At 73.4% G+C, this 19,456-nt stretch carries 22 protein-coding genes and 1 tRNA gene; 3 read left to right on the plus strand and 20 right to left on the minus strand.

Translation table 11 applies throughout. The features are described 5' to 3' along the window. Window positions 1-75: 75 nt before the first annotated feature. From J3P41_RS04780 to J3P41_RS04805, 6 genes are all read right to left on the minus strand, one after another. A complete protein-coding gene (locus J3P41_RS04780; protein WP_210649062.1) occupies window positions 76-2,067 on the minus strand; it encodes a VWA domain-containing protein in 1,992 nt (663 codons plus the stop codon). Further along, window positions 2,064-2,588: a GNAT family N-acetyltransferase gene (locus J3P41_RS04785; RefSeq protein ID WP_210649063.1), complete on the minus strand. Its 525-nt coding sequence runs from the start codon at window positions 2,586-2,588 to the stop codon at window positions 2,064-2,066. Before J3P41_RS04785 ends, J3P41_RS04780 begins: the two co-directional genes overlap by 4 nt. Continuing rightward, on the minus strand, window positions 2,581-3,978 hold the full coding sequence (locus J3P41_RS04790) for a sigma 54-interacting transcriptional regulator (protein WP_210649064.1): 1,398 nt from the start codon (window positions 3,976-3,978) through the stop codon (window positions 2,581-2,583). The genes J3P41_RS04785 and J3P41_RS04790 overlap by 8 nt, the downstream gene beginning before the upstream one ends. Window positions 3,979-4,031: 53 nt before the next feature. Then, window positions 4,032-4,523: a GNAT family N-acetyltransferase gene (locus J3P41_RS04795; RefSeq protein WP_210649065.1), complete on the minus strand. Its 492-nt coding sequence runs from the start codon at window positions 4,521-4,523 to the stop codon at window positions 4,032-4,034. Next, a complete protein-coding gene (locus tag J3P41_RS04800; protein WP_210649066.1) occupies window positions 4,520-5,050 on the minus strand; it encodes a DinB family protein in 531 nt (176 codons plus the stop codon). Before J3P41_RS04800 ends, J3P41_RS04795 begins: the two co-directional genes overlap by 4 nt. Before the next feature lie 104 nt (window positions 5,051-5,154). After that, entirely contained in the window at window positions 5,155-6,108 is a 954-nt protein-coding gene (locus J3P41_RS04805) for a hypothetical protein (protein ID WP_210649067.1), read from the minus strand. Between the two features lie 44 nt (window positions 6,109-6,152). On the opposite strand from J3P41_RS04805, the gene J3P41_RS04810 reads away from it, so the two are divergent. Beyond that, on the plus strand, window positions 6,153-6,500 hold the full coding sequence (locus J3P41_RS04810) for a YchJ family protein (protein WP_210649746.1): 348 nt from the start codon (window positions 6,153-6,155) through the stop codon (window positions 6,498-6,500). Here the strand turns inward: J3P41_RS04810 and J3P41_RS04815 are convergent. From J3P41_RS04815 to J3P41_RS04835, 5 genes are read right to left on the minus strand one after another with little or no spacing between them, the layout of a single operon-like run. Beyond that, a complete protein-coding gene (locus tag J3P41_RS04815) occupies window positions 6,493-7,122 on the minus strand; it encodes a YigZ family protein (RefSeq protein ID WP_210649068.1) in 630 nt (209 codons plus the stop codon). The two genes, J3P41_RS04810 and J3P41_RS04815, sit on opposite strands and share 8 nt — an antisense overlap. Then, window positions 7,119-8,144, minus strand: coding sequence for a YihY/virulence factor BrkB family protein (locus tag J3P41_RS04820; protein ID WP_210649069.1), 1,026 nt, complete (start codon window positions 8,142-8,144; stop codon window positions 7,119-7,121). Before J3P41_RS04820 ends, J3P41_RS04815 begins: the two co-directional genes overlap by 4 nt. Before the next feature lie 35 nt (window positions 8,145-8,179). Further along, entirely contained in the window at window positions 8,180-8,959 is a 780-nt protein-coding gene (locus tag J3P41_RS04825) for a TSUP family transporter (RefSeq protein WP_210649070.1), read from the minus strand. A gap of 1 nt (window position 8,960) precedes the next feature. After that, window positions 8,961-9,434, minus strand: a complete 474-nt coding sequence (locus J3P41_RS04830) for a hypothetical protein (RefSeq protein WP_210649071.1) — start codon at window positions 9,432-9,434, stop codon at window positions 8,961-8,963. After that, window positions 9,431-10,816: a cystathionine beta-synthase gene (locus tag J3P41_RS04835; protein WP_210649072.1), complete on the minus strand. Its 1,386-nt coding sequence runs from the start codon at window positions 10,814-10,816 to the stop codon at window positions 9,431-9,433. The genes J3P41_RS04830 and J3P41_RS04835 overlap by 4 nt, the downstream gene beginning before the upstream one ends. A 62-nt stretch (window positions 10,817-10,878) precedes the next feature. Between J3P41_RS04835 and J3P41_RS04840 the strand changes: the two genes are divergently transcribed. Beyond that, window positions 10,879-11,928, plus strand: coding sequence for an SGNH/GDSL hydrolase family protein (locus tag J3P41_RS04840; RefSeq protein ID WP_210649073.1), 1,050 nt, complete (start codon window positions 10,879-10,881; stop codon window positions 11,926-11,928). A gap of 99 nt (window positions 11,929-12,027) precedes the next feature. Here J3P41_RS04840 and J3P41_RS04845 read toward each other — a convergent pair whose 3' ends face one another. The 9 genes from J3P41_RS04845 to eno form a co-directional block, all read right to left on the minus strand. Beyond that, window positions 12,028-12,900, minus strand: coding sequence for a Bax inhibitor-1/YccA family protein (locus tag J3P41_RS04845; RefSeq protein ID WP_210649074.1), 873 nt, complete (start codon window positions 12,898-12,900; stop codon window positions 12,028-12,030). Window positions 12,901-13,055: 155 nt separating this feature from the next. Then, a tRNA-Leu gene (locus tag J3P41_RS04850) sits at window positions 13,056-13,129 on the minus strand. Window positions 13,130-13,142: 13 nt separating this feature from the next. Further along, window positions 13,143-13,700, minus strand: coding sequence for a peptide deformylase (gene def / locus J3P41_RS04855; RefSeq protein ID WP_210649075.1), 558 nt, complete (start codon window positions 13,698-13,700; stop codon window positions 13,143-13,145). A gap of 10 nt (window positions 13,701-13,710) precedes the next feature. Next, window positions 13,711-14,229, minus strand: a complete 519-nt coding sequence (locus J3P41_RS04860; protein ID WP_210649076.1) for a glycine cleavage system protein R — start codon at window positions 14,227-14,229, stop codon at window positions 13,711-13,713. 5 nt (window positions 14,230-14,234) lie between these two features. After that, window positions 14,235-15,050 (minus strand): uracil-DNA glycosylase, encoded by an 816-nt coding sequence (locus J3P41_RS04865; protein WP_210649077.1) that lies wholly within the window; start codon window positions 15,048-15,050, stop codon window positions 14,235-14,237. Next, window positions 15,047-15,979: an exopolyphosphatase gene (locus J3P41_RS04870; protein ID WP_210649078.1), complete on the minus strand. Its 933-nt coding sequence runs from the start codon at window positions 15,977-15,979 to the stop codon at window positions 15,047-15,049. The genes J3P41_RS04865 and J3P41_RS04870 overlap by 4 nt, the downstream gene beginning before the upstream one ends. A gap of 21 nt (window positions 15,980-16,000) precedes the next feature. Then, on the minus strand, window positions 16,001-16,498 hold the full coding sequence (locus J3P41_RS04875) for a DUF501 domain-containing protein (RefSeq protein WP_210649747.1): 498 nt from the start codon (window positions 16,496-16,498) through the stop codon (window positions 16,001-16,003). 38 nt (window positions 16,499-16,536) lie between these two features. Beyond that, entirely contained in the window at window positions 16,537-17,151 is a 615-nt protein-coding gene (locus J3P41_RS04880) for a septum formation initiator family protein (protein WP_210649079.1), read from the minus strand. A gap of 19 nt (window positions 17,152-17,170) precedes the next feature. Next, window positions 17,171-18,448 carry a phosphopyruvate hydratase gene (gene eno, locus J3P41_RS04885; RefSeq protein WP_210649080.1) on the minus strand — a complete coding sequence of 426 codons (1,278 nt, stop codon included), beginning with the start codon at window positions 18,446-18,448 and terminating at the stop codon, window positions 17,171-17,173. Between the two features lie 152 nt (window positions 18,449-18,600). Between eno and J3P41_RS04890 the strand changes: the two genes are divergently transcribed. Continuing rightward, on the plus strand, window positions 18,601-19,449 hold the full coding sequence (locus J3P41_RS04890) for a helix-turn-helix domain-containing protein (RefSeq protein WP_210649081.1): 849 nt from the start codon (window positions 18,601-18,603) through the stop codon (window positions 19,447-19,449). Window positions 19,450-19,456 lie beyond the last annotated feature (7 nt).

Consider the following 19,456-nt stretch of genomic DNA (forward strand, 5'->3'; position numbering starts at 1 on the left):
GGAGCTCCGCGACATCCACCAAGGTATGTCGCCGAACAGGCACTTCCCTGGCTCGGCGAACCGACACCCCGAACCTCACGCCCAGAACCCGCGCCCGCCGTAGAAGTCCCCGAACTGCTCGCGGTACGACGACCCGGGCCCGCGCGAGCCGAGGTACGACCCGACCACCGCGGCGCCGAGGTCGTCGAGCTCGGGGCTCACCATCCGGCCGTCGACCCGTCGGGCCATCGAGTCGATGAACCGGGCGAGCCCCGGGTCCTCACCCAGCCGGAAGAACGTCACCTGCGCGCCGAGGCGCGCGGCCGCGTCGAGCTCGCGCACGGACTGCGCGATCGTCAGTGGGTGCGGCGGGTAGGAGAACCACACCTCGCCGTCCGCCTCGAGGTGGGCGGTCGGCTCGCCGTCGGTGACGACGAGCAGCACCGGCTGGGCGTTGGGGTGCTTGCGGAAGAACCGGTTCGCGAGCAGCAGCCCGTGGTGGAGGTTGGTGCCCTTGTCCCACCGCGCGTCGAGCGCGGTGAGCTCCTCGATCTCCATCACCTGCGCGTGCCGCCCGAAGGCGATCAGCTGCAGGTCGTCGCCGCGGAAGCGCGAGCGGACCAGCTGGTGCAGCGCCAGCGCCGTGCGCTTCATCGGCACCCACCGCCCGTCCATCGCCATCGAGAACGACGTGTCGACGAGCAGCGCGACGGCCGCCTGGGTGCGGGCCTCGGTCTCCACCACCTCGATGTCGTCGACCTGGATGCGCACCGGTGACCCGCCGTCGCGCAGGACCGCGTTGGTGATCGTGCGGGGCACGTCCCACGGCTCGGTGTCGCCGAACTCCCACCGCCGGCTCGCACCCGACGGCTCGCCGGCGAGGCCGGTCGTACGCGTCTCCCGGGCGCCGGCGCGCCCGCTCATCCGGTCGGCGACGTCGCGCAGCAGGGCCTTGCCCAGCTGGCGCATCGCCTTGGGCGACAGGCGCAGCTCGCCGTCGGAGCCGCGCTTGAGGTAGCCGCTGTCGCGCAGCGCCCGCTCCAGCTCCTGCAGTGTCTTCGCCGCCACCGCCGCGTCCTGGCCCAGCTGGCGAGCCAGGGCGTCGAGGTCGACGTCGTCCATCCGGGCGCCCGAGTGGGACTGAGCCAGCTGGTCGGCCAGCGCGTCGAGCTGGGCGAGGTCCTGCAGCGCGCCGGTGCCGTCACCGAGCCCCATCCCCTGCTCGCCCTCGAAGCTCTCCGAACCCGACCAGTCCTCCCCGGGTCGCAGCGCCTGCAGGTTGGCGTCCATGCGGGCGAGCTGCTCCATGAGCTGCGGCGAGCCGAAGGCCTGCTGCGAGAGCTCCATCAGCTCGCGCCGCTGCTCCTCGCTCATCGAGTTCAGCATCCGCTGGGCCGCGGCCGCCCGCTGGGCCAGCGAGTCGAGCAGCTCGTCCATGTCCTTCGGCTGCTCGGGGAAGAAGTCCCCGTGCTTGTCCATGAAGTCGCGGAAGTCCTCGTCAGTGTCCTCGCCGCGCGCGTGCTTCTCGAGCAGGTCGTTGAGGTCGGACAGCATCTCCGCGACGGCCTGGCGGTCCTCCTCCGTGGCCCCCTCCAGCGCCTGCTTCATGCCGGCGAAGCGCTGGTCGAGCAGCTCGCGACCGAGCAGGTCCTTGATCTCCTCGTACGCCGCGCGCGCCTCGGCGGACTGCCAGTCGTACGACGCCAGCTCGCCCACCGCGGCCGGGGTCGAGGTGGGCAGGTTGTCGAGCACCATCTCGCGGAAGTCGCGGTCGGCATCGTCCATGGTGATGTCGCGGGCGAGCTGTCCCCGCTCGGCCAGGACCGCCTTGTCGAGCAGCTCGCGCACCTCGCGCATGGTCCCATCGAGGTTGTTGCGCTGGAGGATCTCACGGCGCCGCTCGGCGACGCGGCGGGCGAGGTCGTCGAGCCCGGCCTGGTCGGTGCCGCCGCGGCGCAGGAACTCGCGCATCGCGCGCTCCGGCGAGTAGCCGGCCATCACGTCCTGCCCGATCGCGTCGAGCGCCTCGGACAGGTCCACCGGTGGCGCCAGCGGGTCGCCGCCGTCGTACCTGCGGAACCGGCTCATCGCAGGACCTTCCTCATCCAGACGTCGTCGGGGAACGGCCCGTCGTCGCTGATCCGCTCCACCTCCTCGAAGCCGTGCGAGCGGTAGAAGTCGAAGGCCGGGTCGTTGCCGTCGACCACCTCCAGCCACAGCTCGTCGCCCTCGACCAGCGCCTCCACCTGCCCCAGCAGCCGACTGCCGATGCCCAGGCCCTGGTGGTCGGGGTGGACGTAGAGCTTCCACATCACCTCGCGGTCGCCGGTGACGTAGGGGAAGTCGCGGTACGAGCGGGAGAGCCGACCGAAGCTGCCCAACGCCACGACCCGCCCGTCGCGCTCGGCGACGAGGTGCGCGTTGCGGGCCAGCGACTTCTCGAACACCTCCGGGATCCACCACTCGTCGAGCATCCGCTGGGCGTACGCCGGGTCGATGGGGCCGTACGTCGGCGGCACCACCGCCTCGCCCAGCGCCCGGAACTGCGGGATGTCGTCGACCGTGCCGCGCCGGACGGTGATCTCGGCGCTCGAGCGGGTCTCAGCCATAGACGGTCTCGCCGCCGTCGGTGTCCTTGCCGATCTTGCGGGCCAGGTAGAGCCCCTCCAGCGCCAGCTCGAGGGCGGCCGCCCGCTCGCCGTCGTTGGTCGCGCCGAGCCGGTCGCACACCGCGTCGTAGAGGTCGGACTCGCCCAGCACCGGCAGGCCGGCGAGGAAGTCGCGCGCGCCGACGCGGGCGCCGGTGCTGACCATCGCGCCCGCCTCGATGGCGTCGACGAGCAGCCGCAGGTCGATGCCGGCGAGGTGGGCGCGCACGGTCTCGGCGATCGCGGTCCGCAGCAGGTGGGTGAGGATCTCGGTCTCGCGGCCCTCCTCCCCCGTCTCGAACTCGATCTTGCCGCCGAGCACGTCGACGGCGGTCTCCAGGTCGACGACGCGGGCCACCGCCTCCTCCTCGCCCTGCGTGGTCGCGCGGTGCAGGGCGGCGGCCGCGATGGTCTCCGCGCCGGCGATCGCGAACCGCGCGCTGACGCCGGAGCGCTGGTCGACCGACTGCGAGTCGCGTAGGTGGCGGGTGAAGCGGGCGAGCACCTCCAGCAGGTACGCCGGCACCTCGGCCACGAGGTCGGCCTCCTGCTCGATGACGGCGATCTCCTCCGCCACCTCGCGCGGGTAGTGGGTGCGGATCTCGGCGCCGAAGCGGTCCTTGAGCGGGGTGATGATGCGCCCCCGGTTGGTGTAGTCCTCGGGGTTCGCGCTGGCCACGACGAGGACGTCGAGCGGCAGGCGCAGCACGTAGCCGCGGATCTGGATGTCGCGCTCCTCCATCACGTTGAGCATCGCGACCTGGATGCGCTCGGCGAGGTCGGGCAGCTCGTTGATCGCGATGATGCCGCGGTGGCTGCGCGGGATCAGCCCGAAGTGGATCGTCTCCGGGTCACCGAGGTGGCGGCCCTCGGCGACCTTCATCGGGTCGACGTCGCCGATCAGGTCGGCGACCGAGGTGTCGGGCGTCGCGAGCTTCTCGGCGTACCGCTCGTCGCGGTGGCGCCACGAGATCCGCAGGTCGTCGCCGTACGTCGCCGCCGCCTGCCGCGAGGTCACGGTGATCGGCTCGTAGGGGTGCTCGCCGAGCTCGGAGCCGGAGATCACCGGCGTCCACTCGTCGAGCAGGCCCACCAGGGAGCGCAGCAGCCGGGTCTTGCCCTGGCCGCGCTCGCCGAGCAGCACGATGTCGTGGCCCGCCAGCAGCGCGCGCTCGACCTGCGGGATCACCGAGTCCGCGAAGCCGTGCAGCCCGGGCCACGGGTCCTCCCCGGCGGCGAGGCGGGCGAGCAGGTTGTCGCGGATCTCCTGCCGCAGGGACTTGAGTCGATGGCCGCTGGCACGCAGCTCTCCGAGGGTGCTGGCGGCGGGGTGCTGGGTCGGGTCCGTCACGACCTCCACGCTAGACCGGCCGCGCAACGTGGAGCGCGCTCGAAGTCGCTCGCTCAGCCGAGGTCCAGGTACATCACGTGCAGCCCGACTCGGCCGTGGCTCGCGCTGTCGAACGCCTCGGGCACCGTGCCGACCACCTCGAAGCCGAGGTCACGCCACAGGCGCACCGCGGCGGCGTTCGTCTCGACGACCGCATTGAACTGGATGCCGGCGAACCCCTGCTCGCGGTGCCAGGCGACGACGTGCTCACCGAGCCGACGACCGACACCGCGACCGCGGGCGGCGCTGTCCACCATGACCGACGCCGTCCCGACGTGGGCTCCGCGCCCGGGCCGGTTGGGACCCATCTTCGCCGAGCCGAGGACGCGCTCGCCCGCCTCGGCCTCGGTGAGCACCACGACGTGGCTGCCGTCGAACCACCACTCGCGGGCCTGCTCGGACGTGGCGCCGAGCGGGTACGCGTACGTCTCGCCGGCCTCGACGATGTCGCGCCAGAACGGCCAGATGGCCGGCCAGTCGGCGTCGGTCGCCTCGCGGACGGTCACAGGTTCCTCGCCCCGTCGACGGACTCGCGGACGAGGTCGGCGTGCCCGCAGTGGCGGGCGTACTCCTCGATCATGTGGACCAGGATCCAGCGCAGGCTGGCGACGCTGCCGTCCCCTCGCGGGCGCACCGCGAGCCGGTCGAGGCCGCCGCCGTCGGCGAGCGCGTCGTCGATCGCCGCGTCGGCGCGCGCGATCTCCTCGACCAGCAGGGCGTCGAGCTCCTCGGGGCTGTCGTCGGCGGCGCTGTGCCAGTCCCAGTCGGCGTCGGCCTCCCAGTCGACGTCGGCCCACACGCCGGTCGCGGGACGCCCGTGCAGCACCTCGGTGAACCACCAGTGCTCGACGTAGGCCAGGTGCTTGAGCAGCCCGCCGAGCGTGACCGGCGACGGCGGCAGCGTCCGGGTGAGCTGCTCGGCGTCGAGGCCCTGGGCCTGGCGGCGCAGGGTCGCGCGGTAGTGGTCGAGGAACCAGCGCAGCGTCGTGAGCTCGTCGGCGGCGTACGGCGGCGAGGTCCGGTCGGTGGTCATGCCGGCGAACCTAGTGGGAGACGCGCGGACAGAACACCGGATTTCGGCCGGCCGCCACGCTCTGCGGACGGCAGCCGGGCGACCAATGTCCGCGTGTCTACGCGTCAGGCGCCGAGCAGCTCGTGGCGCTGGGCGGTCAGCCGGTCGAGCTCGGCGGCGCACGCGGCCAGTCGCCGGTCGAGGGCTGCGGCGGCCTCGGCCACCCCGGCGCGGGCCGCCGACACCCGGTCGGCCGCCTGGCGGATCCGGTCGCGCACGGCCCAGTCGCTGAAGATGTTGTCGAACCAGACGTCGAAGAAGCCGGTCATCTGGGTGATCTCGATCGTGCCGACCGAGGTCATGCCGACGTCGGCGAGCTCGGTGGCGAGGTGGGCCAGGGCGTCGTCGGCCTCCCGCATCAGCGCGCCGGCCTTGTCGAGGTTGTCGTACTTGACCATGTCGGTGAGCATCCCGCCGCCGAAGAACGTGTCGTACGCGGCCCAGTCCCCGGCGCTGCCGAGGTGGCGCGCCGCCTCGTCGAGGCTGTGGGCGGCGTCGCCGGCGGCCGCGAGCGCCTCCTCGAGCTGCTGGCGCTCGGCCTGCTGGGCGCCGATGCCGGCTGCGAGCTCGTCGAGCCGCGCCGCCGTCTCCCGTGCCGCGGGGTCGGCCGCCACCTCGGCCTCGCGCTGGGCCAGCAGCTCGGTGCGCCGGGCCGCCAGGTCGCCGAACCCGGCCAGGCGGGCCGCGAGCGCGTCGACGTCGGCCTGGGCGGCGCGGCGCCGCGACTCCGCCTCGGTGGCGGCGTAGCGCGCGGCCTCCGCCTCGGCTCGCTCGCGGTCGAGGTCGAGGTCGCGGCGCCCCCGCAGGCTGGCGAGGATCCGGGTCATCGAGACCTGCTCGAGCCGGGACACATCCTCGAGCTCGACCGCGAGCTGCTCGGTCGTGCGCTCGCACCGCTCGGCGGCACCCTCGAGCCGTCGCCGGGCCGCCTCGAGCTGGGCCACGACGCCGTCGCGCTCGACCCGGTCGCGGGCGAGCTGGGCGAGGGCGTCGAGCGCCGGGGTGCTGTCGCGCGTCATGCGGGCAGGTTAGCCAGCCCGCTGCCGCTACCCTCGGCGACGTGCTGACACCGACCTGCCCGTGCGGCACGGGGGCGGCGTACGACGCGTGCTGCGGGCCGCTGCTGGCCAACACGGCGCAGGCGTCCTCGCCGGAGCAGCTGATGCGGTCGCGCTACACCGCCTACGTCCGCGGCGACGCGCATCACCTGTTCCGCACCTGGCACCCCCGCACGCGCCCCGACGACGTCGTCCCCGACCCCGCGACGCGCTGGACCGGGCTGCGGATCCTGGCGGTCGACGCGGACACCGTGGAGTTCGTCGCGACGTGGGAGGGCGGCGAGATGCACGAGGTGAGCCGGTTCGAGCAGCGCGCGGGGCGCTGGGTGTACGTCGACGGCGACGTCAGCTGAGCGCGTCGACCCAACGCTCGCCCACGGGCACCGGCCGGGCCCGTCCCGAGGTGACCGCGGCGACCGTCTGGGCCAGCCGTTCCACCTCGTCGGGCGCCGCCGCGAGCAGCAGCCGCACCCGCGCCTCGTGGACCACCTCGAGGACGGTCGCCCCGCGCGAGCGCAGCTCTCCCTCGACCCGCCCGGCGTCGGCGTGGTCGAGGTCGAGGGACAGCTCGGTGAGCAGGGAGCGGCGCCGCGTGCCGGCTGCGGCCACCGCGCCGCGCACGGCGTCGCCGTAGGCGCGCACGAGTCCGCCGGCACCGAGCAGGGTGCCGCCGAACCAGCGGGTGACCACGGCGGCCACGTCGCTGATCCCGGCACCGCGCAGCACCTCGAGCATCGGCGCGCCGGCCGTGCCCGCCGGCTCGCCGTCGTCGGAGGAGCGCTGCACCTCCCCGCGCGGACCCAGCACGAAGGCCGAGCAGTGGTGCCGAGCGTCCGGGTGCAGCTTGCGTAGCTCGGCGACGAGCCGGCGCGCCTCGTCCTCGTCGTCGACCCGGCGCAGCGTGCACACGAAGCGCGAGCCTCGGTCCTCGACCTCGGCGGTGGCCGGACGGGCCGGCGTGAGGTACGACGTCACGCGCCGCGGTCCGGCGCCGGCTCGGGCTCGCCGCTCGCCTGGAGCTCCGCCGGCCCCGGCTCCCAGACCACCTGCACCTTCTCGAAGCCCTTGTGGCGCTGCATCGCGGCGTAGGCGGCGTAGGCGCGCCGGTCGGCGTCGGTGAGCTCGACGTTGTCGGTGAACGGCGTCAGCAGCGCGCGCGGCCACAGCCGGCGGGCCGCGACCACGTTGATCTCCATCGCGAGCACGGCCATCACCGCGCCGATCCACAGGAAGCCGATCAGCCCCAGCACCAGCCCGAAGGTCTTGGTCATCGAGCTCGTGTCGACCAGCACGTTGTTGACGTACGCCGCACCGCCGAGCTGGAGGACCTGCCACATGACGGCGAGCGAGTACCCGCCGGGGGCCGCGCGCCGGAACGAGTGCTGGCCGGTGGCGGCGAAGCGGAACAGCACGGTGAGGAACGTGCCCACGACCGCCACGGTGAGCAGCGGCAGGAACAGCCGGATCCCCTCGCCCAGCCACTCGGTGAAGGCGTCGGTGGTGCTGGCGACGGTGGACACGATCGTCACCGCGAGAAGCGAGAAGCCCGCCGTGACCAGCAGGAGAAGCGTCTTCACCCGGGCGTAGAACGGGTTGGGCCGGCTGTTGCGCGGCACCGACCAGGCGACGTGCTGGGTGTTCTGCAGTGCCTGGCCCAGACCCATCGCGCCGTACAGCGCGGCGATGCCGCCGACCGCGACACCGGCCACCGATCCCTGCAGGCCCGAGGGCCGGCCGAGCTCGTCGCCGATGATGGGGAACTGCGACAGTGCGGAGTCGAGGATCTGCTCCTGCCACTGCGGCTCGCCGCGGAGCACGAGCCCGAGGATCGACGTCCCCAGCAGCATCAGCGGGAAGATCGCGATGAACGCGTAGTAGGTCAGCGCCGAGGCGAGGTAGGGGCCCTGGTCGTCGAAGTACTTGTAGACCACGGCCAGGGGGAAGCCGAGCACGGGGTGACGGCGCTGGAACCCGTCGACTGCCGAGACCGCTCCCACGAGGGGAGGCTACCGCTCCCGGTGGCCGCCGGCGCTCACCACCAGCCGAGCAGCTGCCCGCCGATGCGCACCACGAAGCCCGAGACGACCAGCAGGAAGAACACCCGCACGAACTTCGCGCCGCGCGCCATCGCCAGCCGCGCACCGACGTAGCCGCCGGTGACGTTGGCCGCCGCCATCACCAGCGCCAGGTCCCAGATGACCGCGCCCTGCGGGATGAAGACGGCGAGGGCGGCCAGGTTCGTGGCCCAGTTGGCGAGCTTGGCCTTGGCCGAGGCCTCGAGGAAGTTGTAGCCGAGCAGCCCGACCAGCGCGAAGACGAGGAACGAGCCGGTGCCCGGCCCGATCGCCCCGTCGTAGAAGCCGATCGTCAGGCCGGTCAGCGCGACGACGGCGAGGTGCCGACCGCCCTCGAAGCGCAGCTTGGTCAGCTCGCCGACGCTCGGCCTGGCCACCACGTAGCCGCCGACCAGCACGAGCACGACGAGGATGATCGGGTCGAAGGCGCTGCGCGGCAGCAGCGAGGCGACGAGTGCCCCGCCCGCGGAGCCGACGAACGCGGCCAGCATCAGCGGCAGGAAGGTCCGTGGGTCGGGGCGGATGCGCCGGACGTACGTCGCCGCGCTGATGCTGGTGCCGCAGAAGGACGCGAGCTTGTTCGTGGCCGCGATCTGCACGACCGACGCGCCGGGCAGCCCGACGAGCAGGGCGGGCAGCTGCACGAGCCCGCCGCCGCCGACGACGGCGTCGACGAAGCCGGCGCACAGGGCCGCGAGGAGCAGGAAGCAGACGACCTCGAGGGACAGGTCCGCCACGTCAGCCGGACGTGGAGTCGTCGCCCGAGCCGGAGTCCCGGCTGAACTCCTGCACCACGACGGCGTCGTAGTCCTCGGGCATGGTCGCGCCGAGTCCGGGGCAGACCAGCTGCTGGGACTGGTCGGTCTCCATCGTCGCGGCCGAGCAGTTGAGGGTGGCCACGGGCTCGCCGTCGGTGGAGAACACCATCTGGAAGATGGCCGCACGCTCCTCGTCCGACCGGTTGGTGATCGTGCCCTTGACCTCCGGGGTGGTGACCTCGTCGACACCGGCGGAGCGCTCGATGGGATTGAGCTCCCACCCGTCCTCCACGGCGAAGCCGTTCCACTCGAAGGCCTTGCCGACCTCGACCTCCACCGGGTCGGTGCTGGGCGCGGCATCCCGGGCGTCCTCGGCGTCCTCCGTGCACGCGCCGAGCGCGCCCAGGCAGGCGAGCGCGAGCAGCGCGGCGGGCAGCCGCGTGCCCCGCCTCACGAGGCGGCCACGAAGGTGAGCAGGTCCTGGCGGGTGAGCACGCCGATGGGCTTGCCCTCCTCGTGGACCAGCACCGCGTCGGCCTCGCCGAGCAGCGCGACGGCGTCCGCCGCCGGCTCGGCCGAGCCGATCGTCGGCAGCGCGGGCGACATGTGGTCCTCGACCCGGTCGGTGAGCCGGGCGGTGCCGGCGTACAGCGCGTCGAGGAGTGCGGACACCGACACCGAGCCGGCCACCTCGGCCGCCACGATGGGCGGCTCGGCGCGCACGACCGGCATCTGGCTCACGCCGTACTCCTGCAGGATGTGGACCGCCTCGGCGATGGTCTCGCCCGGGTGCGTGTGCACGAGGTCGGGCAGCTGGCCGGACTTGCCGCGCAGCACCTCGCCGACCGTGCGGGCGTCGGCCTGCGCGCCGGTGGCGAAGCCGTACTGGCCCAGCCAGTCGTCGTTGAAGACCTTGGTGAGGTAGCCGCGACCGGAGTCGGGCAGCAGCACGACGACCACCGCGTCGCTGCGTCCCTGCTCGGCCAGCTCGTGCGCCAGCTGGCGGGCCGCGAAGGCCGCCATCCCGGCGGAGCCGCCGACGAGCATCGCCTCCTCGCGGGCCAGACGCCGGGTGAAGGCGAAGGAGTCGGCGTCGGAGACCTCGATGACCCGGTCGGCGACGGTGCGGTCGTAGGTGTCGGGCCAGAAGTCCTCGCCGACGCCCTCGACGAGGTAGGGGCGGCCGGTGCCGCCGGAGTAGACCGACCCGGACGGGTCGGCGCCGACGACCTGGACGTCGGGGTTCTGCTCCTTGAGGTAGCGCCCGACGCCGCTGATCGTGCCGCCGGTGCCCATGCCGGTGACGAAGTGGGTGATCCGCCCCTCGGTCTGCGCCCAGATCTCCGGCCCCGTGGTCTCGTAGTGCGAGCGCGGGTTGTGGGGGTTGGAGTACTGGTCGGGCTTCCACGAGCCGGGCTCGGCGGCGAGCCGGTCGCTGACGTTGTAGTAGGAGTCGGGGTGCTCCGGCGCGACAGCGGTCGGGCACACCACGACCTCGGCGCCGTAGGCCTTGAGCACGTTGCGCTTGTCCTCGCTGACCTTGTCCGGGCACACGAAGACGCACTTGTAGCCCTTCTGCTGGGCCACCATCGCCAACCCGACGCCGGTGTTGCCGGAGGTCGGCTCGACGATCGTGCCGCCGGGCTGGAGGGCACCGGAGGCCTCGGCCGCCTCGATCATCCGCGAGGCGATGCGGTCCTTCACCGAGCCGCCGGGGTTGAGGTACTCGACCTTGGCGAGGACGAGCGGTCCCCCGTCCGGCAGGTCGAGGGTCCGGCTCAGCCGCACGAGCGGGGTGTTGCCGATGAGGTCGAGGAGCGAGTTCACGTACTGCACCCACTCAATCTAGCCACCTCCTGCTCCGTTCGCGTCAACGCCGGTTGCGTAGCATCGGCGCCGTGGGGGCAACAGGAGCAGCACGCAAGCTGGCATCGGCCGCCGCCCTGGGCGGGGGCGGCCTGTCCGTGCTCGGCGCGGGCCTCTACGGGGTCCTGGTCGCCGAGGCGAAGATCGCCCGAAAGGTGATCGGCAACGCCACCGACGCGCCTCCCGACGCCACCGGCTGGTACGGACGGGGCCGGCCGGCGCCGGCGATCCGGATCGCGCTGCTGGGCGACTCCAGCGCCGCCGGCTACGGCGTCCAGCGGGTCGAGGACACGACCGGCGCCCACCTGGCCACCGGCGTGGCCGCCCAGGCCGACCGCCGCGTGCACCTGCGCTCCTTGGCGGTCGTGGGCGCGCAGTCCAGCGACCTGGCCGACCAGGTCGATGGCGCGCTCGGCACCCACCCCGACCTCGCCGTCGTGCTGATCGGCGCCAACGACGTCACCCACACCGTCCTGCCGTCCGCGTCCGTGCGGCACCTGGCCGAGGGCGTACGCCGGCTCCGCGAGGCCGGCGTGGCCGTCGTGGTCGGGACCTGCCCGGACCTCGGCACCGTCCGGCCCATCCCGCCACCGCTCAAGCAGGTGGCGCGCGAGTGGTCGCGCCGTCTCGCTGCCGCCCAGACGATCACGGTGGTCGAGAACGGCGGCCGGTCGGTGTCGCTCGGCGACATCCTCGGCCCGGAGTTCGATGCCGCTCCGGCCGTCCTCTTCGGCCCCGACCGCTTCCACCCGTCGGCCGACGGCTACAAGCAGCTCGCGTCGGTGCTCGTCCCGTCGTGCCTGGCCGCGCTCGGCCTGGTGCCGGAGGACGAGGCGCTGCCCGAGCCGCGCCGCCGCGAGGGGATCCTGCCCGTCGCGGCCGCGGCGGTCCGCGCCGCCCGTACGCCCGGCACCGAGGTCGACGGCACGGAGGTCGGCGGCCACCAGCGCGGCCTGCGCGGGCGCTGGGTCGAGCTGCGGCACCGGCGCCGCCGCCCCTCCACCGACGCGGAGTCGCCCGAGCAGGACGAGCAGGAGGACCCCGAGCTGGCCGCGGCGTCGGGCGACACCAGCGGTCAGTGACGCACACCCGTGGCGCAGCGCCCGGACATGGCGCCGGCCCGCCCGAGGTGACTCGGACGGGCCGGCGAACGGTCCAGCAGGGAGCAGGTCAGGCGAGGATCAGTCCCCACCGCGCAGGATCGCGAGGATCCGCAGCAGGTTGGTGTAGATCCACACCAGGCTGACCGTCAGGCCGAAGGCGGCCCGCCACGACTCGCGCTCCGGGAGGCCGGCGGCGACGCCGTTCTCGACGAAGTCGAAGTCGAGGATCAGCATGAGGACACCGAGCACGAGGCCGGCGAGGGCGAAGACGAAGCCGAGCCCACCCATGCCGTAGAGGCCGGTGTTGACGCCGAAGAAGCTCAGCACCAGCGACAGCAGGCCGAGACCGACCATGCCGAACATCGCGGCCACGACACCGCGGCGGAACTTGTCGCCCACCTTGATGTTGAGGAACTTGTAGGCGGCGAGCGTGCCCGCCAGGGCACCGAACGTGCCGATCACCGCGCTGGTGACGACGCCCTCGAACTGGGTCTCGAAGACCTTGCTCACCGCGCCCAGCGCGACGCCCTCTGCAGCCGCGAACGCGAGCACGAGAGCCGGGCTGATGACGCGCTTGAACGAGTTCACCAGCGACAGCAGGAACGCAGCGCCCGCACCCAGGCCGGCGAGCATCAGCGCGCGGGACGCAGCGGCGTTGACCTCGGTGTCGGTGCCGGAGAAGTCACCGATCCACCACCAGGTGATGGTGGCCGTCACGAAGATGAGCGCGACCGAGATCGCCGTCTTCTGGATGACCGAGTCGATCGTCATCCGACCCTGGTCCACCTGGCCGCCGGGCGTCCCGGTGCCCCACGTGGACGGGTCGCTGCTGGTGTCGCCGTAGCCGGGGTAGGCCGCGCCGCCACCGGCGTACGTCTGGTTGCCGTAGGCGTTCGACGAGGCTCGGCTGAACTCCTCGGAACGGTTGAAAACGGGGTTGTTGCTCTTCATGGTCTCTCCTTGGAGGCCGCCCCCGGAGCTTCCGGGGGTTCCGACGCCGTCGCGGTGACGGCGCCTGTCACGTCACACCACTCTAGCCGGGGTGACACCTGTTCAAACGTGCGCGCGGTGTCTGCTGTTCCCGTCACAGCAACTTCTCAGGTTCGTGCCCCGGCTGGGGTTCGAACCCAGACTGTGCGGTTTTTAAGACCGCTTCCTCTACCGGTTGGGATACCGGGGCCGGTCCAGCTGTCCTACAGGTAGGTCTTGCGAGCGTAGACGGCGTGCGCCCCGGCCGCCCGGTCGAGGAAGAGCAGGCCGTCGCAGTGGTCGATCTCGTGCTGGAGCGCCCGCGCCTCGAACGCCTCCGCCTCGAGCTCGACCTCCTCGCCGGTGCCGGGCAGCTGCCCGCGTACGACGATGCGGCTGGGCCGCTTGACGTCGCCGGTGAGGTCGGGGACGGACATGCAGCCCTCGCGGGCCTTCTCGTTGCGAGTGCTCGCGACCACGGCGGCGTTGCAGAGCACGAACGTCCCGTGATGCTCGCGGGTCTTGGGATGCTGGGACACGTCGACGCAGAAGACCTGGGCGGCGACACCGACCTGGGGCGCGGCCAGGCCCACGCAGCCCGGGGACACCCGCATGGTGGCGACCAGGTCCGCGGCGAGCTGCACGACCTCGGGCGACGTCGGGTCGACGGCGGCGCCGGCGGTGGACAGCACCGGCGCGGGAGCGCGTACGACGGCGCGCACCGCCCCGGTCACGGCGAGGTCGGTCACGGCCCAGTCCCGGACCCGGGGGTTGACACTCATCGGCGGCCGCTCAGAGCTCGTCGGTCTCGGCGGCGCGCAGGGTCACGCCGACGCCGAGGTCCGCGGCCACCGCCGCGAGGTCATGCTCGACAGCCGCCGCGTCGGCATCGGCGGGAAGATCCACCTCCGCGACGAGCAGGTAGAGGTCACCGGCCAGGCGGGTGGTGAGGTCGGTGATGTTGCCGCCGACGGCGGCGAGCACGCCGACCACGGCGGAGACGATGCCCGGACGGTCGCCACCGTGCACGGAGAGGATCCACGACGTGCCGTCGGCGGCCGGCACCTGCTCGACGGGCACCTCCCGCACCGTCACGGTGAGGGTGCCGTCGGTGGTCAGCGGCGCGAGGGCCGCCTCGATCTCGGCGTCGCCGGCGGCGCCCTCGCACACCAGAGTCATCGCGAAGTGACCGCGCAGCAGCGTCATCGTGGAGTCCTCGAGGTTGAGGCCCAGTCCCGCCAACCGGTCGGTGGTCTCGGCGATGATGCCGGGGCGGTCGTGGCCGAGGACGGTGATGGCGTGGAGGGTCACGGCGGTCATTGTGTCAGCGCGCGGGCGCGGGCGAAGACCTCGTCCGTCATGTCCCGGGTGAGTCGACCGGTGTAGGTGTTGTGCGGGGAGGGGTGGTAGCACCCCACGAGCGTGACTGCACCCAGCTCCACCTCGGCGCCGTGGGCGAACTTCGGCCTGCGGGCCGGCGCCGGCGCCCCGGCCGCGACCAGCGACCGCACCGCTCCGTCCCAGCCGAACGAGCCCAGCGCGACCACCACGCGGACGGTGGGCAGCAGCGCCAGCTCGGCCGCGATCCACGGTGCGCACGCGTCGCGCTCGGCCGGCGTCGGCTTGTTGTCCGGTGGCGCGCACCGGACCGTCGCGACCATCCGTGCCCCGACCAGCCGCTGACCGTCGCCTGCGTGCTCGCTGGTCGCCTGCACCGCCCACCCGGTGCGGTGCAGGCTGGCGAAGAGCCAGTCCGCACTCGGGTCGCCGGTGAAGATGCGCCCAGTCCGGTTGCCACCGTTGGCGGCCGGCGCCAGGCCGACGACCAGCAGCGACGGCTCCGGATCCCCCCACCCCGGGATCGGCCGCCCCCAGTAGGGCTGGTCGGCGAACGAGGCGCGCTTCTCGCGCGCCACCCCCTCGCGCCAGGCCACCAGCCGCGGGCAGGCCGAGCAGACGCTGACCCGCGCCTCGAGCTCGGCGAGCGGCGCGTCCCGCGCCAGGCGACGTACGTCGTCGGCGTCGCGGGCCACGGGGGTGTCCGGTGCGGCCGGGTCGTCGGGCCAGCCGGTGCCCGGGGCGACCGGGCTGGTGAACCTGCCCCCGACGAGCGGGTGCGGCAGCAGGGTCATCGGCCGATGGCCGCGGCCATGCCGTGCAGGATGTCGGCCTCGGAGACCACGTGGTCCGGGACGGGCACCCGGGCGAGGATCCGGGTCCAGATCAGCGCGCCGGCGCCGATGACGTCGGCGCGGCCGGGGTGCATGTAGGGCAGCGCGCGCCGCTCCGCCACGGTCATCGCGACCAGACCGTCGACGAAGGAGGCGGTCGCGGCGTTGGACAGCACCGCCTGGTCGAAGGCGTCCCGGTCGTACGTCGGCAGCGCGAGCACCCCGCAGGCGAGGGTCTTGATGGTGCCGGAGGTGCCGATGACGGTCCGGGTCCGCTCGAGCGGGATGCCGGAGGCGTCGAGGTGGGCGTCGATGTCGGCCACGCAGGCCGCGACCTCGTCGGCAGTCGGCGGGTCGCTGTGGAGGTGCCGCTCGTGCAGCCGCACCGACCCGATGTCCATCGACACCGCCTGCCGCTCCCCCGCCTCGCCGAGGACGAGCTCGGTCGAGCCGCCGCCGATGTCGACGACCAGCACGGGCTCCGGCGGGACCGGGTCCTGGGCGGCGATGGCGCCGGCGAACACGAGCGCGGCCTCCTCCTCTCCCGACAGGACCTCCGGCTCGACGCCCAGCCGTCGGCGTACGCCGTCGCGGAACACCGCGGCGTTGGCTGCGTCGCGGGTGGCCGAGGTCGCGCAGAACCGGACCCGCCCCGGCTCGACGCCGTGGCTGCGGATGGTCTCGGCGAGGTCGTCGACAGCGGCGAACGTGCGTGTCAGCGCCTCCTCGGCGAGCACCCCCGTCCGGTCCACCCCCTGCCCGAGGCGTACGACGCGCGAGTCGCGCACCACCACGTCGAGCCGCCCGTCGCCGCGGGGGCTGCCGATGAGCACCTTGATGGAGTTGGTGCCGCAGTCGATGGCCGCGACGAGCCGTGCCGGGTCGGTCATGGCCTCATTGTGCCGAGCGGCTCAGCGCTCGACGCAGGGACCGGCGGACCACCACTCGCCGAGCGCGTCGAGCACCTCGTCGCCGAGCGGGTTCACGCCGCGGCCCATCGCCAGCGACTGGCCGGCCAGCACGTGCAGGCACTTGACGCGGTCCGGCATGCCGCCGGCCGAGATGCCGTCGATCTCCGGCACGTCCAGCCCGGCCCGCTCGCCCACCTCGGCGCGGGCCTGCAGGTAGCGCTCGTGCGCGGCGCGGTAGGCCGCGGCGAGCTCCGGGTCGGTGCCGAGCCGCTCCTGCATCTGCTTCATCACGCCGTTGCCCTCGAGCGTGCCGATGCGCGAGGCCGCGCGCGGGCACGTGAGGTAGAAGGTGGTGGGGAACGGCGTGCCGTCGGGCAGCCGCGGCTCGGTCGTGACCACGTCGGGGTTGCCGCACGGGCACCGGTGGCCCACGGAGTCGATGCCGCGCGGGCGCCGGTCGAGCTGGGCGCGGATCGCGGCCTCGTCGGCGGGGTCGATCTTCGGCGCGGGCGGTGTGGGTGAGGGGGTCGGCTCGGTCACTGCTGGGTCCCGTCGATCAGCTTCGCGGGTTCTTCCTCGGGCGGGGGTGGGTTGCCGGCGAGCTCCATCGACTCCCACGCGGCGGTCCACCACGCCTTCGGCACGGTCTTGAGCACCTCGTCGGGGTCGTTGAGAGACGCCTGCGCCTCCAAGGGCCGGCCGTCGGGGCCGATCACCTCGTAGCCGGACTCACCCGGCATCAGGTAGCCGAAGCGGGCCCGGGCCTGCGCCTTGACGTAGGCGGGGTCGTCCCAGCGCTTCTTCTCCCGCTCGAGGTCGTTGATGCTGGCCTCGCGCTCGGCGATCTGCGCCTTGAGGTCGCCGATGTGCGAGCGCTGCTGCAGGTAGGCACGCGCCGACGAGGCGTACGACACCGTCAGCACGGCCAGCACGAGGACGAGCACGGCGGCGCGACCGGTGAAGCGCGGTCGGCGTGCGCGACTGCTCGGGCCGACAGGACCGCCCGCGGCGGGCAGCTCCCCGGTCCGGGCGATCGTCGTCGGTGCCGGGCCCCGCCGGAGCCGGGCGCCGCGCGTGCCGGGACTGACCTGTCCCGGCCCGCGCGATCCTCGCGCCGGGCCGCGGCGAGGCGTACGGCGCTGCGACGGCATGCGCCCCAGTCTGCCTCGTTCAGCCGGCGAAACGCGGGAAGGCGCCCCGGCCGGCGTAGCGAGCCGCGTCACCCAGCTCGTCCTCGATGCGGAGCAGCTGGTTGTACTTGGCGACGCGGTCCGAGCGGGCCGGCGCACCGGTCTTGATCTGGCCGCAGTTGGTGGCGACCGCCAGGTCGGCGATCGTGGTGTCCTCGGTCTCGCCGGAGCGGTGGCTCATCATGTTGCGGAAGCCGCTGCGGTGGGCGAGCTCGACGGCGTCGAGGGTCTCGGTCAGCGAGCCGATCTGGTTGACCTTGACCAGCATCGCGTTGGCCTGCCCGCCGTCGATGCCGCGCTGCAGCCGCTCGACGTTGGTCACGAAGAGATCGTCGCCGACGAGCTGGGTGCGGGTGCCGAGGACGTCGGTGATGGCCTTCCAGCCCTCCCAGTCCTCCTCGTCCAGCGGGTCCTCGATCGAGACGATCGGGTAGGAGGCGACCAGGTCGGCGTAGTAGGCGACCATCTGGTCGGTCGTGGTCGCCTTGCCCTCGAAGGTGTAGCCGCCGTCGTCGTGGAACTCGCTCGCGGCGACGTCCATCGCCAGCGCGATGTCCGTGCCGAGCGTGAAGCCCGCGGCCCCCACGGCCTCGGCGATCAGGTCGAGCGCGGCGCGGTTGCTGTCGAGGTTCGGGGCGAAGCCGCCCTCGTCGCCCAGACCGGTCGCGAGGCCCTTCTGCTTCAGCACCGACTTGAGCGCGTGGTAGACCTCCGCGCCCTGCTGGAGCGCCTCGCGGAAGGTCGGCGCGCCGATCGGGGCGATCATGAACTCCTGGACGTCGACGTTGGAGTCGGCGTGGGCGCCGCCGTTGAGGATGTTCATCATCGGCACGGGCAGCAGGTGGGCGTTGGGACCACCGACGTAGCGGAACAGCGGCAGGCCGGCCGACTCCGCGGCCGCCTTGGCGGTGGCCAGCGAGACGCCCAGGATCGCGTTGGCGCCGAGCTTGGCCTTGTTGGCGGTGCCGTCGAGGTCGAGCATCACCTGGTCGATGAGCCGCTGGTCGTCGGCGTCCAGGCCGACGATCGCGCCGGAGATGGTGTCCACGACGCCGGCCACGGCCTTCTGCACACCCTTGCCGAGGTAGCGCTTGCCACCGTCGCGCAGCTCCACCGCCTCGAAGGCGCCGGTCGACGCACCGCTGGGCACCGCGGCGCGACCGAACGCGCCGTCCTCCAGCAGCACCTCCACCTCGACGGTGGGGTTGCCGCGCGAGTCAAGGATCTCGCGGGCGCCGACTGCAGCGATGATCGACATGGAGCACTCCTGTGTGGGATGGGGTGTGGGATCGCGTGTGGGATGGCGTACGGGGGAGGTCGGAGTGGCGACCTCGACGGCCGGCGGCCAGCCTAGTCACGAGGCCGGACGGCGTCTCGGCGGTGTCCGCGGGCGCGGCTAGCGTGCGGGCCGTGCCCACCGCCGCCGACCACCTCGCCGCCTTCGTGAGCGGTCTCGCCGGTCCGGACGCGGCGCGGCTCGGGCGGGCCCTCGCCGGCGAGGCGCCGCTCAGGTTCCGCGGGCGGGTGCTGCTCGAGCGGGCGGCACACCTGGCACGCGAGAGCGACCTGAGCCTGCACGAGATCGCGGCCGACTGCGGCTTCGCGCGCTACGACGTGTTCACGCGCGCGTTCCGCCGCGAGTTCGGCGTGCTGCCGTCGGCGTGGCGCGCGGAGCCGACGTCGTACGTCGTCGACGCGCCCGGTGACGTGCACTTCCACCCGCCGGCCCATCTCCGCCTGCCGGCCCGGCAGCGGAGCGACGGCGGCGACCTGGTCGTGGAGATGGCCGAGCACCACGTGCGGCTCGTCGCAGAGCTCCTCGACCGCTCCGGCCCGGTCGCGGACACCGACCTGGACCGGCGCGCCCGGTGGCCGGACGAGGACGCGGACACCCTGCGGGGCGCGCTGTCGCGGCTGGTCGACGAGATCGCCGCCTGCGCCGAGGTCCTGGGCGGTGGGGCCCGGGTCGACGCGGAGCCGGACGTCGCCGGCAAGCACTCCGTCGCCGCCCTGAGACGGCGCCTCGACCTCGCCGGGTCGGCGTTCGTCGAGGCGGTGGCGGTGACGGCGGGGGCCGGCCGCCTCGACGAGGTGGTCGTCGCGGCGTTCGCGCCCGGGGCGCGGATGCTCTCCCACGGCGCGGCGGTCGCCCAGGTGCTCACCTCCGCCCACGACCGCGTGCTGGCCGTCGCGTGCCTGCGCGCCTGTGGGATCGACGACCCGCTGCTCGCGGACCGACGGCCGCCGCTGCGGGCCTGAGTCCGCC

This window comes from Nocardioides sp. SYSU D00065, from assembly GCF_017916425.1.
GTDB lineage: Bacteria > Actinomycetota > Actinomycetes > Propionibacteriales > Nocardioidaceae > Nocardioides.